Source organism: Curvibacter sp. GW821-FHT09D12, assembly GCF_059416245.1.
The window spans coordinates 37,937-51,240 of the sequence record NZ_JBWKOU010000020.1; the positions used below are offsets into that span (position 1 = coordinate 37,937).

Consider the following 13,304-nt stretch of genomic DNA (forward strand, 5'->3'; position numbering starts at 1 on the left):
GAATCCTTGAAAACGTCAGTGGTTGTGGCGCGGGGTGTGCTCGGAGATCCGGCGGTAGTCCAACGCAAAGTCCAGCGTGGCACCGTCCACGAGTTGGCCGGTCTTCTCGCGGTACAGCGCCTCCCAGGGCGACTGGCTGCGGGGCACAGGCGGCGGGGGCAGCTCGCGGCGGCGGCGCTCGATCTCTTCGGGTGCCACCAGGGCATCGCAGCGACCGGTGTTGAGATCGATGCGCAGCCTGTCGCCGCTTTGCAGCCAGCTCAAGCCACCGCCCACCGCGCTCTCGGGCGAGACATTGAGGATGGACGGGCTGTCGGCCGTGCCGGATTGGCGTCCGTCGCCCAAGGTGGGCAGGGTGTTGATGCCGCGCCGGATCAGGGCATCAGGCGGCTGCATGTTGACCACCTCGGCCGAGCCAGGCCAGCCGATGGGGCCGGCACCACGCATCACCAGGATGCAGCCCTCGTCGATGTCGAGTGCGGGGTCGTTGATGCGCGCGTGGTAATCGTCAGCCCCCTCGAACACCACGGCGCGGGCCTCGAACACGCCCTCCTGCCCGGGCTGGTTCAGGTAGCGCTGACGGAAGGCCTCAGAGATCACCGAGGTCTTGAGGATGCCGAAATCAAACAGATTGCCCGCCAGCACCAGGAAACCAGCCTTCTGCATCAAAGGTTGGGCGAAGGGGTAGATCACCTCGCGGTCGCGTGTTTCGCGGCCTTGCAGGTTGGTGGCGATGTTTTGGCCGCTCACGCTCAGGCAATCGCCATTCAGGCGGCCGGCCTGCAACAGCTCCCACATCAGGGCCGGCACCCCGCCGGCACGAAAGAAGCGCTCGCCCAGAAACTGGCCTGCAGGCTGCATATTCAGCAGCAGGGGCAGGTCATAGGCGTGCTGGGTCCAGTCCTGGCCATGCAATTCAACACCGGCGTGCCGCGCCATGGCCATGATGTGCACCTGGGCGTTGCTGGAGCCGCCTGCCGCGCTGACCACTGCCAGCGCGTTGAGGAAGCTCTCGCGGCTCAGGATGCGTGACGGGCGCAGGTCCTCATAGGCCATCTCGACGATGCGCCGCCCGGTCTCGTAGGCCATCTGGCCGCGTTCGCGGTAAGGCGCCGGGATGGCGGCGCACCCTGGCAGCGACAGGCCCAGGGCCTCGGCCACCGCATTCATGGTGGAGGCCGTGCCCATGGTGTTGCAATGGCCGGCCGACGGGGCACTGCTGCAGGCGCGCTGCAGAAACTCTTCTTCATCGATCTCACCGGCGGCCAGTTGGCGGCGGCTGCGCCAGATCACGGTGCCCGAGCCCACCAGCTCGCCATCGTGCCAACCGTCGAGCATGGGGCCACCCGACAGCACGATGGCGGGAATGTCCACGGTGGAGGCGGCCATGATGCCGGCCGGCGTGGTCTTGTCACAGCCGGTGGTCAGCACCACGGCATCGATGGGGTAACCGTACAGGGTCTCGACCAGACCCAGGTAGGCCAGGTTGCGGTCCAACGCGGCCGTGGGGCGGCGGCAGTTCTCGAAGATCGGGTGCACCGGGAACTCCATCGGGATGCCGCCGGCATCGCGGATGCCGTCACGTACCCGCTTGGCCAGATCCAGGTGGATGCGGTTGCAGGGCGACAGGTCGCTGCCGGTCTGGGCGATGCCGATGATGGGGCGGCCCGAGCGCAACTCTTCGGGCGTGAGCCCGTAGTTCATGAAGCGTTCAAGGTAGAGCGCGGTCATGTCCGAGCGTTCGGGGTCGGCAAACCACTCACGCGAGCGGAAGGGGCGCTGGGGCTTTTTGTCCATGGCGTAGAGCAAGAGAAAGAGACGAAACACCGGGGCCCGGCGCCAGGCTCAGCCCGCGCACCGCGCCCCGACAAGGGAAAGCGCCTTACTTGGCGGTGCCGCGCACCTTGGCCAGTTCTGCGTTGAGTTCGCCCGTGGTCTCTTCACCAAACTCCTTGGCGTACTTGGCCAGCACCGGCTGCAATTTGGTGCGCATCTTGGCCTGCTCGGCCGCCGGCAGCTCGGTCACCTGCATGCCCACCTTCTTGAGCTCGCCCAGGGCCTTGTCGCCAAAGGCGCGGATGGTCTTGCGCTCGTACAGCGTGGCCTCGCGGGCAGCGTCCTGCACGATCTTCTGCTCTTGCGCCGAAAGGCTGTCCCAGGTCTTCTTGGACATCAGCAGGGCCCAGGTGCTGTACATGTGGCGCGACAGCACCATGTGCTTCTGCACTTCGTAGAACTTGCTCGACAGGATGGTGGCTGAGGGGTTCTCCTGCCCATCCACCGCGGCCTGTTCCATGGCCGAATACAGCTCGGTGAAAGGCATGGGCGTGGCGTTGGCGCCGAGGGCGCTGAAGGTGTCAAGGAACAGCGGGCTCTGGATCACGCGCAGCTTCAGCCCCACCAGGTCATCGGCCTTGGTGATGGGCCGGCGCGAATTGGTCACGTGGCGAAAGCCGTTCTCCCAATAGCCCAGTCCCACCAGGCCTTTTTCGGGCAGCTTGGCGAGCAGCTTCTGGCCGAAGGGGCCATCCAGCACGGCATCGGCCTCTTGTTCGTTGTTGAAAGTCAGGGGCAGGTTGAGCACACCGAAGGGCTTGATCAGCGACATCAGCGTGGAGGTGTCGGGCACCGTCATCTCGAGTGTGCCGCCGCGCAGCGCCGAGGTCATGCTGACATCGTTGCCCAGCGAGCCGCTGGCATAGAGCTTGGCCACCAGCTTGCCGCCGCTCTTGGCCGACAACTGCTCGGCAAAGTACTTGACCGCCAGGGCCTGGGGGTGGTCTTCGTTGAGGCCAATGCCCACCTTGAACACGTGGTCCTTGACCTGGGCCGAGACCGGGGCGGCCAGAGCGGCCAGGATCGTGGCCGCCAGGGCCAGGGCTTTGAATTGCATGAATGTCTCCGAATTTGGAATGTCTGGACCACGGTGGATCAGGCCACCGGCAGCAAGGAATCTCTGATGGATCCTCTCGATGCAGGCGAGAGATTAGGTAGTCAAGGCCCCTGGGTCCACTGACTTTTTTGCTAGCATCCATTCCAAATGCTGATGAGTCCAGACCCGATTTCGGGTAAACCCCTATCGCTGGCCCAGGCCTGTGCCCGCCTGCGCTTTCGCCATCTGCAGTTTCTGGACATCCTGGGCCAGACCCGCAACCTGCGCCTGACGGCCGAGCAGATGCACATCACCCAGCCCGCAGCCACCAAGATCCTGATGGACATCGAAGAGATCCTGGAAGCGCGCCTGTTCGAACGCCTGTCGCGCGGCATGCGGCCCAACGAACTGGGCCTGTTCACGCTGCGCTATGCCGCCAGCGCGCTGGCCGGGCACCGCAAGTTTGTGGATGAATTCAATGCCCTCAAACAGGGCGGTCACGGCCACCTGTCGATCGGCGCGATCACGGGTTCGGCAGCCCATGTGCTGATCGCCTCGGTGGCCGAGATCCAGCGCCTGCGCCCCCTGCTGGTGCTGAAGGTGCTGGAGCAAAGCAGCGACCAGTTGGTGGTGTGGCTGGCCGAGCGCAAGATCGACCTGATGATCGGTCGCTTCACCGATGAATCGCAGCGCAGCCAGTTCCACTACGAGCGCCTTTCGGATGAACCGCTGCAAGTGGTGGGTGGCCTGCATCACCCGCTGCGGGGCGCGCGTGAGCTGGACATGGCCGAGCTGTCGCACTGGCCCTGGATCCTGTACCCCGCCTCCACCGCGGTGCGCAAAGTGTCGGACGACATCTTCGGCCGCAACGGCCTGGCCCTGACCTCAGGGGTGGTGGAAACGCCCTCTTTCCTGTTTGCACTGGAGATGATGCAGACCACCGACATGCTGTCGCTGCAGCCCACCGCCTTGGTCAAGCGCTACATCGACAAAGGCCTGCTGGCCCGCATCCCCGTCGACCTGCCCGACCGCATGCCCGACTACGGCATGCTGACCCGCCTGGGCGAGACCCCCACGCCGGCGACGCTGGCCTTCATGGCGGTGTTGCGGCAGATGGCCGGGCCGGCTGGCCATGGCAGACCAGCCTCGGATTCATGAAATGCTCTGGCGCAAATGCTGCAAGCGCTGGCGTGTTCGTGCCAAGCTAGGAGAACGTTCAGCCGCTCGCTCTGCACACCATGCTGTTCTAACCCAATCACACAACAAGTTGTTGTAGCCAATCCCCTGACTGGCCATAGCGCCCTTTTCCTTCACCAAGTCCTGACGCACCCGACGGGGGGCCTGTTTGGCCAAGCTCAACAAATGTGCTTTGGGGTCAGGTAATTCATCAGGGGCGGGTGGGAATTTGCCGCTGGATCCAATCAATTGGCGCATTCCCTCATGGTCAGCAAGCAACCAGGATTCGACTTCTCGCACAGCGATGCGCATCCATAGCTTGGGCGGTATCGGATCTGTTCCCAGCCAATCCTGACGCATGGCCACAGGACAGGCCAATTGATCCAGATCGGTCAACAAAAGAACATACCGTCTCCTGGCAAGCTCTTTCCAGCTGGCAACTTTGGATCGCAGATAACCGAATCCGCTTCGCCCCAATAATTGAACATCCTGCGCAGGAATGCCGACCTCGCCCAACAATCGAAGGCCAACCGCTTCACTGAGGACATCCTCAGTCACCAAGGAAAGGACCGTCACTGCCACAGCCCCAGTTGATCAACATGAGTCGGGCGGGTCTTGGGCAGCACGACTTCGGCCACCGAAAAGCCCGCCTCCATGGCATCCGCCTCGTCGTTGCCCAGCGTTCGGCCTGTCGTCCCTTGAGACCCCGTTTCCAGCAGGACCACACCGCGCCCGTCAATGCCAGGATTGCTCAACAAGGCTTCACTGTGGGTGCTGAGCACGATCTGTCTTCTGTTTTTGCGATCACGCTGCAAACGCTGAAGGATGAGAGGGATTTCCTTGACGATGGCGTCATTCAGAGAAATCTCCGGCTCTTCAAGCAACAACAGAGATGAGCCATCCAGCAAGGACCACAGCAAGCCCAGGAGGCGCAGAGTACCGTCTGAAAAATGCTCTTCATTCTGCCAACCTGCATTCGGCCGATGATGGGCATACAGAGCCTGCAAATGGGGGTGTCCCAACTCGTCCTTGACGAACCTCAATTCTTCAAACTGAGGAACGGCCAGCTTCAAGGCTTTGCCAATCTTGGTCAACCGGGCGGTCCGTGTCCTTTCCGGTGTTCTGGCTACGCGCTCAAGAAATCCCTGACCAAAGGGATCATCTTCAATTCGTTGACCACCCAGTTTCTCCGAATATTTCAGTAACTGCGGCACCAGATGGAGGTAAGTGATCGCACCAAAAAAATCCGGCAATTCACGGAAATCACTGTTGGCAGCAATTTGCTCCAGCCGGGTCTGTGTCAACAACATCGGATCGCTCTGGTCATTCCGATCCGGGCGGCTGAACAGAAGTGTATGACCACGCCATACCTCCTCTTTGGAAATCAAGATTCGCTGAGCACCTTTGCCCTCAGGTTTGAAACCAAGGCTGTAACGCCACTCAGAAGGTGCATCCGGGGAAGAGGCCAGCTCAATCTCAATTCGCACCTCCGGATCACGCCGCGCGTGAAGACAACGCAGTTTGCTGATACCACCTCGATCTGCCACGGCAGTTTGCAATCCCCCGCCCTTGGGCTTGCTCACGTCACGAAGGAAGCGCAACGCATCCAATAAATTAGATTTACCAGATGCATTGGGACCCAACAGATACGTAACGTCCCGCAAAGGAATGTCCAATTCCCGGAAATTGCGCCAATTCTTGAGTTTGATTCGGGTGACCAGCATGTCCAGATCCTCGACGGCAATTCACCCGCACTGTGCGGGGTGAAGCCGTCGAACGAGACTGTACACGCCCTGCAAGAAGAATTCAGTTATGAAAACAGTCGCCCCTTCAGCCCGCCCGCTCCAGCATGGCCTGCAGCAGCACGTTGCAGCCGGCGGTGATGTGCTCGGGCTTGGCGTCTTCGATCTCGTTGTGGCTGATGCCATCTTTGCAGGGGATGAAGATCATGCCCGTGGGCGCCAGCTTGGCCATGTAGACCGCGTCGTGACCCGCGCCTGACACGGCGGGCATGTGGCTGTAGCCCAGGCGCTCGGCGGCGCGCTGCACCGCGTTGACACAGTCGGCGTGGAAGGGCTGGGCCGGGTAATGCGACACCAGTTCGACCTCGATCTTGAGCCCGGTCTCGGCGGCCACCTGGGCCGCGTAGGCGCGGATGTCGGCGTCCATCTGGTCGACCAGCGCGTCGGTGCTGTTGCGCAGGTCCATCGAGAACTTGACCCGGCCCGGGATCACGTTGCGGCTGTTGGGGTGCACGTTGACCATGCCCACGGTGCCACGCCCGTGCGGGGCGTAGCGGTTGCCGATGGCCACCACCTCTTGCATCACGCGGGTAGCGACCTGCAGCGCGTCCTTGCGCAGGCCCATGGGGGTGGGGCCGGCGTGGGCTTCCATGCCGGTCACGGTGCAGTCGTACCAGCGGATGCCCAGCACCGCGCTGACCACGCCGATGGTCTTGTCGTGGTCCTCCAGCACCGGGCCCTGCTCGATGTGGGTCTCGAAGTAGGCGCCGATGGGGTGCTGGCCCGGCACCTGGTCCCCGATGTAGCCGATGCGGGCCAACTCGTCCTTGACGCTCTTGCCTTCGGTGTCGGTGGCGGCGTAGGCGTGCTCCAGGGTGAAGGCGCCGGCGAACACGCCCGAGCCCATCATCACGGGCACGAAGCGCGAGCCCTCTTCGTTGGTCCAGAAGGCGACCTCGATCGGGGCCTCGGTCTGGATGCCGTGGTCATTGAGGGTGCGCACCACCTCCAGGCCGGCCAGCACGCCGTAGTTGCCGTCGAACTTGCCGCCGGTCGGCTGGGTGTCGATGTGGCTGCCGGTCATGACGGGGGGCAGGCTGTTGTTGCGGCCGGGGCGGCGCATGAAGACGTTGCCGATCTGGTCGACAGTGATGCTCAGGCCGGCGTCGCGGGCCCAGCCCACGACCAGGTCACGGCCCTGGCGGTCGAGTTCGGTCAGGGCCAGGCGGCAGACGCCGCCCTTGTCGGTGCCGCCGATGCGGGCCAGGGTCATCAGGCTGTCCCACAGGCGTTCGCCGTTGATGCGCAGGGTTTGGGGGTTGGCAGTGGTCATGGTGAAAGAGGATGGGTTTTGAATCATTCGCTCGAAACGCTCAGAGCGCATCGAGCGGGAACACCGGCCGCTTCACGTGCCGGAACGGGAACAGACTGAAATCGGAGCTGGTCACGCCCGGGCTGTCGCATTCGACCAGGCCGGCCGACAGGGGCACGAACACCGGGCGGCAGTACATGCGCGACTTCAGCAGCAGAAAACGGGCCAGCAGCGGATCCAGCCCGACGCAGCTGAACACCCCGAGGTCCCAGGGCTCGTGCGGGGTTTCGGTGACGATGATCTGCGTGCTGCCGGTGTCCAGCCACACGGTGCGGCCCATGTGGCAGCGCTGGCCGGTGTAGATCGGGCCGCTGACCGTGTAGCTGCCATCGCTGATGGCGCGCACCCGGCCTTGCACCAGCACGGGGGTCTTGAGCAGGCCCAGGCCGGCCAGCGACACCTTGTTGCCCAGCGGCACGCTGACCTCTGCCCCCTCGCCGGCCGCGATCAGAGCGGCCACCGCCTCGGGGTCGCACAAAGGTCCCACGGTGATGCCACTCAAGCCTTGGGCCCAGGCGGCCTGCAGCACGTCCAGGGTGTCGCAGCTGCCGCCCGACATGCAGTTGTCGCCATGGTCGAGCAGCAGCACGGGCCGGGTGGCCCCCTGGGCCAGGGCCTGGGCCCGCTGCAGCGAATCGGCCAGGGGCTCGCTGTCATAGATGAAACCCTGGCGCTGGGCCCAGATCTGATCGGCCAGCGCATCGAGTGCCTGCTGGCCCTGGGCCTCGCCCTCGGCATCGAGCCGCACCGTGGCCACCACGCTGACGCAGGGCGCCGCAATGTCGGCCAGCGAGAAGCCCGCAAACACGGTCATGGCCGGCAGGCCCTGGGCCTCCAGGGCCTTGGCGCGCTCCACCGCCTGGGCCATGGCGCCGCCCAGCGTGGTGCTGCGCAGGGTGTGGCTCATCAGCGGCAGGGGGCGCCAGCGCACGCCGTAGCGCGGCCCGCCCTTCAGCATGGCGAGCAACAACCGGGCCACATGGGCACCGGTCTCGTACATGTCGATGTGCGGGTAGGTCTTGAAGCCCACCATCACGTCGGCGTTGTCCACCATGCGCTCGGTGATGTTGCCGTGAAGGTCCAGCGCCACGCCAATGGGCACGCCGGGGGCGGCGGCACGCACCCTGGCCAGCAGATCGCCTTCGCCGTCAGCACTGTTTTCGGCCACCATGGCGCCGTGCAGGTCGAGCAGGATGGCGTCGCAGCCCGGGGCGGCAGCCACGATGCGGTCACACAGCTCGGTATAGGCCTGGGCCTGCACCGGCCCGCTGGGGTTGGCCGTGGCCGAGACCGGGGTGATGCACCCGGCGCCCAAGGCCTGGGCGGCGTCCAGGAACGCAGCCATCGCGGTGCGCATGCCCTGCTGGGCCTGGAGCGCCTCAGCCCCAAAGGTGGGGGCAAACGCCGCCAGGGGCGTGGGCACAGGCGAGAAGGTGTTGGTCTCGTGGTTGAGTCGGGCAATCAGCAGTTTCATGAAAGAGTCCTCATGCAAGACCCACGCCGAGGTAGCGGTCCTTGACCTCGGTGTCGGCCAGAAAGGTGGCGTTGTCGGCTTCGTAGACGATGCGCCCCTGCTCCAGGATCAGGTGGCGGTCGGCCAGTTGGGTGCAGACCTCGAGGTTTTGCTCCACCAGCAGGATGGACACGCCCTCGGCCTTGATCACCTTGAGCTGGGCCACGATCTCTTCGACGATGACGGGGGCCAGGCCCTCTACCGGCTCGTCGAGCATCAGCAGCTTGGGGTCGTTCATCAAGGCCCGGCCGATGGCCAGCATCTGCTGCTCACCGCCCGACAGCTGGGCGCCGCCGTTCTTGCGGCGCTCCTTCAGGCGCGGAAAGATGCGATAGATGTCCTGCAACTGCCAGGGTGAGTGGCGGCGCTGCCCCAACAACAGGTTCTCCTCGACCGTCAGCAGCTTGAAGATGCCGCGGTGCTCGGGCACCAGGCAGGCCCCCTGTCGGGCGATGGCATGCGGGGCCAGGCCCTGCAGCTCGTGCCCGTAAAGGCGCACAGTGCCCTGGCTGGGCCGCAACACGCCGACGATGGTCTTCAGCGTGGTGGTCTTGCCGGCCCCATTGCGGCCCAGCAGGGTGACCAGTTCGCCGCTGTTCACATGCAGGCTCACGCCCTGCAACACATGGCTTTTGCCATAGTGGGCGTGCACCTCGTTGAGCGAAAGAATCATGCCTTGCCTCCGGTGATCATGTTGCCCAGGTAGGCCGCGCGCACGCGGTCATCACTGCGGATGTCGTGCGGCAGGCCTTCGGCCAGCACCCTGCCGGCCTGCATCACGGTGACGGTGTCGGAGATGTCCATCACGATGTTCATGTTGTGCTCGATCAGCACCACGGTGTGCTCATCGCGCAGGCTCTGGATCAGGTGCTTCATCTCCTCGAGGTCGTCGATGCCCATGCCCGAGGTGGGCTCGTCCAGAAAGATCGCCTTGGGCCGGGCCGCCAGCGCCATGCCCACCTCAAGGCGACGCTGCTGGCCATGCGACAGGTTGCCTGCCGGCGTGTCGGCCAGTCCTTGCAGCCCCACGCGCGCCAGCACGCGGTCCACCACCTCGGCCAGCGCCCTGGGGCCCACCGGGGCCTGCCAGCCATTGAAGGCGGCACGCGGCGTCACGCCCTGGGCCGCCAGGCGCAGGTTTTCGCGCACCGGCAGGCTCAGAAACAAGCTGGTGACCTGGAAAGAGCGGGCCATGCCGCGCTGTACGCGACGGTGGTCGGGCTCCCGGGTCACATCGTGGCCGTCGAACACAATGCGCCCGGCGCTGACCGATTTGGTACCCGTCAACAGGTGGAACAGCGTGGTCTTTCCCGCGCCATTGGGCCCGATGACCGAGTGCACGGTGTGGGCACGCACCTTGAGGTTGACGCCCCCCAGGGCAGCAAACTTGCCATAGTGTTTTTCGAGGCCACTGGCCTCCAGCAGAATCGGGGCGCTCATGCCTGCTCTCCTTGGCGGGACAGCCGCCTCCAAATGCTTTCGGCCAGGCCCCACAGGCCGCGCTGCATCCACAGACTGACGGCCATCAGGATCAGGCCCAGAACCAGCAGCCAGCGCGGCCACAGGGCCGACAGCCAGTCGCCCAGCAACAGGTAGAAGGCCGAGCCCAGCACCGAGGCCAGCAAGTTGCCGGTGCCACCGATCACGGTCATCACCAGGATCATCTCGCTGGTGTGGTGTTCGGCATTCGACAGTGGTGCCAAGCCTGTCATCATGGCGTGCAGGGCCCCAGCCAGACCGGTCACGGCGCCCGAGATCACAAAAGCCTGCAGCTTGAGCAGCTTCAGCGGGTAGCCGATGGCGCCCGCGCGCTCTTCGTTGTCTCGCACGGCCAGCAGCGTGCGGCCGAAGATCGACTGCGACACCTTGAGCAGGGCCCAGAACACCAACATGAAGAGCGCCGCCACAAAGCCATAGAACTGCCAGGGCGTGACCAGGCTCCACAGCGGCAGGCCCATCAGCGTGAGGCTGGGACGCGGGATGTCCATCAGGCCGTTGTCGCCCCCGGTGAGGCCGGTGGCGGTGTAGGCGATGAAATAGAACATCTGCGAGAAGGCCAGCGTGAGCATCACGAAATAGGTGCCCTTCTGCCGGATCGACACCCAGCCCACCACGGCCGCCCCCAGGGCGCCCACGGCCATGGCCAGCACCAGGGCCAGCGGCATGGGCAGGGGCCAGCGGGTCAGCGTGAGGGCCACCGTGTAGCTGCCCAGGCCAAAAAAGATGCCCTGGCCGAACGAAAGCAGGCCGGTGTAGCCCAGCAGCAGATTGCAGCCCATGGCGGCCAGGCCGAAGATCAGCACCTCACTGGCCAGTGAACCCGAATGCATGAGCAGCGGCATGGCCGCCACCACGGCCAGGGCCAGCCAGAACTGCAGCAGGGGCCCGCGAAGGCGCGGCCACGAGGATGGGGTTTGCTTCTTGCTCATCTCACTCACTCCTTGCGGCCCAGCAGGCCATGCGGACGCAGCAACAGCACCGCGGCCATGGCGATGTAGATCATCAGACGCGCCCCTTCGGGCCAGACCGTGCTCATCAGGCTTTGCACGACACCGATCAAAAGCCCCCCCAACAGCGCACCGCTGAAGCTGCCCATACCGCCCACCACCACGACCACAAAGGCCACCGAGAGCGCTTCGATGCCCATGAAAGGCTCGGCCCCCCGGATCGGTGCCGCCAGCACCCCGGCCAGCGCCGCCGTGGCGGCCCCCAGGCCGAACACCAGGCTGAAGATGCGATGCACATTGATGCCGAGCAGCGAGACCATCTCGGTCGACTCACTGCCGGCGCGCACGGCACTGCCCAGCCGCGTGCCCTCCAGCACCCACCACAGCAGCACGGCCAGCGCGGCGGTGAAACCGATCACGAACAGCCGGTACTTGGGGTAGACAAAGCTTCCCCACATGACCACGCCCTGCAGGGCGTCGGGCACCGCCACGCTATCGCCCAGGGGGCCCCATTGCAGGATCACCAGTTCCTGCACGGCCAGGGCCAGGCCGACGGTGACCAGGATGTGGAACTCATGGGCCTTGGCATACACATGGCGCAGCACCACCTTCTCGGTGAGCCAGCCCAGGGCCCCCACCAGCAGCGGTGCGGCCAGCAGGGTGAGCCAGTAGCTCACGCCCCAGCGCGTCATCTGGTAGCAGGCATAGGCGCCAATCAGGTAGAAGGCGCCGTGGGCGAAGTTGACGAAACGCAGCAGTCCAAACACGATGGACAAGCCCACGGCCAACAGGAAGTACAGCATGCCGATGCCGACCCCGTTGATGATCTGAAGCAGGTAGATGTTCATGCGTTGATCAGGTTGAAAGACAGGTCCGCAGGACCGCGCACGGCCCCAGGGGGCACGCGTTGCGGTCGGCGGAGAAGGGGGAGCGCGCGTGCGGCGGGGGGATCAGGCCCGTTTGCAGCCGGTCTTGTCGACCGGCAGGAAGGACTTGCCGGCGCTGAGCACGTCGACGTAGTCGTCCTTGTTCTTCATCTGGGCCTTGGCCTTGCCCTTGAGCAGGTAATAGTTCTTGAGCACCTGGTGGTCGGCCTTGCGCACTTCCTCTTCACCGGTGAGGCCGGCGTACTTGAGGCCCTCCAGCGCGGCCACCACGGCCTTGGGCTCGACCGTGCCGGCCTTCAGGATGCCGTCGATCATCAGCTTGGTGCAGATGTAGGAGCCCGCCAGGCTGTAGTTGGGGTTGATCTTGAGCTTGTCGTTGCTGCGCTTGACCAGATCGCGGTTGAGCTCGGAGTCGACGGTGTGCCAATACTGGGCGCCGAAATAGATGCCTTCGCACAGGTCGGCACCGAGTGACTCGAACTGCTCCAGGCCCGAGGCCCAGGCCACCAGGATGGTCATGTTCTTGTGCATGCCGAAGCTGATCGCCTGGCGCAGTGTGTCGGCACACTGAGCACCGAAGTTGAGCAGCAACAGCACGTCAGGCTTGGCGGCCATCGCGTTGGTGATGTAGCCGCTGAACTCCTTCTCGGCGAGCGAGTGGTAGCTGTTGCCCACGTGCTCGATGCCTTTCTCCTTGAAGATGTTCTTGGCCGCCGACAGCAGGCCGTCTCCAAACACGTACTGCGGCGTGATGGTGTACCAGCGCTTGGCCTTGGGCATCAGGTCGGTCAAGGGACGCACGGTCTGCTCGATGGCGCCATACGTGGGCACTGACCAACGGAAGGTGGCCGCATTGCAGTCCTGGCCGGTGATCTCGTCGGCACCCGCGGTGGTCACGAAGATGCCGCCGGCCTTCTCGGCCTCTTTGCCCATGGCCAGGGCCTCACCCGACAGAATGCCGCCGGCAAAGAAACGCGTGCCCTGCTGCTGGGCCGATTCCTGCACTTTGCGCACGGCGGTGGCCGGCTTGCCCTCGGTGTCCAGCACGGTGTAGGCCAGCGGCCGCTTGAGCACCGAGCCATATTGCTCGATGGCCAGGCGCATGCCCAGGTCGGCAAACTTGCCGTTGGCGGCAAACGCCCCCGACATGGGCACCGGGCAGGCAAACTGGATCGGGCCACTGGCGGCCTGGGCCAGCGCGCTGCGGCCGGCCAGCCCCAGGGAGGCAGACAGGGCGCTGAGGGCGGAGACTTGCAGAATTTGGCGACGTTGCATGAGGGGGCTCCTGGATCGGT

Annotated in this window: 12 protein-coding genes; 1 reads left to right on the plus strand and 11 read right to left on the minus strand. The window is 64.7% G+C overall.

Going from position 1 to position 13,304, the window contains the following annotated elements:
- Window positions 1-15: 15 nt before the first annotated feature.
- Both AC07PT_RS24030 and AC07PT_RS24035 read right to left on the minus strand, forming a co-directional pair.
- Window positions 16-1,797 (minus strand): IlvD/Edd family dehydratase, encoded by a 1,782-nt coding sequence (locus AC07PT_RS24030; RefSeq protein WP_494658386.1) that lies wholly within the window; start codon window positions 1,795-1,797, stop codon window positions 16-18.
- Between the two features lie 85 nt (window positions 1,798-1,882).
- Window positions 1,883-2,893: a TRAP transporter substrate-binding protein gene (locus AC07PT_RS24035; protein ID WP_494658387.1), complete on the minus strand. Its 1,011-nt coding sequence runs from the start codon at window positions 2,891-2,893 to the stop codon at window positions 1,883-1,885.
- Between the two features lie 153 nt (window positions 2,894-3,046).
- Between AC07PT_RS24035 and AC07PT_RS24040 the strand changes: the two genes are divergently transcribed.
- On the plus strand, window positions 3,047-4,030 hold the full coding sequence (locus tag AC07PT_RS24040) for a LysR family transcriptional regulator (RefSeq protein ID WP_492350304.1): 984 nt from the start codon (window positions 3,047-3,049) through the stop codon (window positions 4,028-4,030).
- On the opposite strand, the gene AC07PT_RS24045 is transcribed toward AC07PT_RS24040, so the two are convergent.
- The 9 genes from AC07PT_RS24045 to AC07PT_RS24085 all read right to left on the minus strand — a co-directional run bounded on the left by AC07PT_RS24045 (window position 4,025) and on the right by AC07PT_RS24085 (window position 13,284).
- Window positions 4,025-4,624 (minus strand): hypothetical protein, encoded by a 600-nt coding sequence (locus AC07PT_RS24045; RefSeq protein ID WP_492350302.1) that lies wholly within the window; start codon window positions 4,622-4,624, stop codon window positions 4,025-4,027. The two genes, AC07PT_RS24040 and AC07PT_RS24045, sit on opposite strands and share 6 nt — an antisense overlap.
- Window positions 4,621-5,772 carry an AAA family ATPase gene (locus AC07PT_RS24050; RefSeq protein WP_492350303.1) on the minus strand — a complete coding sequence of 384 codons (1,152 nt, stop codon included), beginning with the start codon at window positions 5,770-5,772 and terminating at the stop codon, window positions 4,621-4,623. The genes AC07PT_RS24045 and AC07PT_RS24050 overlap by 4 nt, the downstream gene beginning before the upstream one ends.
- 106 nt (window positions 5,773-5,878) lie before the next feature.
- Entirely contained in the window at window positions 5,879-7,123 is a 1,245-nt protein-coding gene (locus tag AC07PT_RS24055; protein WP_494658388.1) for a Zn-dependent hydrolase, read from the minus strand.
- Between the two features lie 40 nt (window positions 7,124-7,163).
- Window positions 7,164-8,636, minus strand: a complete 1,473-nt coding sequence (locus AC07PT_RS24060) for a M81 family metallopeptidase (protein ID WP_494658389.1) — start codon at window positions 8,634-8,636, stop codon at window positions 7,164-7,166.
- A gap of 10 nt (window positions 8,637-8,646) precedes the next feature.
- Window positions 8,647-9,348, minus strand: coding sequence for an ABC transporter ATP-binding protein (locus AC07PT_RS24065; protein WP_492349819.1), 702 nt, complete (start codon window positions 9,346-9,348; stop codon window positions 8,647-8,649).
- Window positions 9,345-10,115 (minus strand): ABC transporter ATP-binding protein, encoded by a 771-nt coding sequence (locus AC07PT_RS24070; protein WP_494658390.1) that lies wholly within the window; start codon window positions 10,113-10,115, stop codon window positions 9,345-9,347. Before AC07PT_RS24070 ends, AC07PT_RS24065 begins: the two co-directional genes overlap by 4 nt.
- Window positions 10,112-11,017 carry a branched-chain amino acid ABC transporter permease gene (locus tag AC07PT_RS24075; RefSeq protein ID WP_492349822.1) on the minus strand — a complete coding sequence of 302 codons (906 nt, stop codon included), beginning with the start codon at window positions 11,015-11,017 and terminating at the stop codon, window positions 10,112-10,114. The genes AC07PT_RS24070 and AC07PT_RS24075 overlap by 4 nt, the downstream gene beginning before the upstream one ends.
- A gap of 92 nt (window positions 11,018-11,109) precedes the next feature.
- Entirely contained in the window at window positions 11,110-11,970 is an 861-nt protein-coding gene (locus AC07PT_RS24080; protein WP_492349817.1) for a branched-chain amino acid ABC transporter permease, read from the minus strand.
- Between the two features lie 102 nt (window positions 11,971-12,072).
- Window positions 12,073-13,284, minus strand: a complete 1,212-nt coding sequence (locus AC07PT_RS24085; protein WP_492349816.1) for an ABC transporter substrate-binding protein — start codon at window positions 13,282-13,284, stop codon at window positions 12,073-12,075.
- Window positions 13,285-13,304 lie beyond the last annotated feature (20 nt).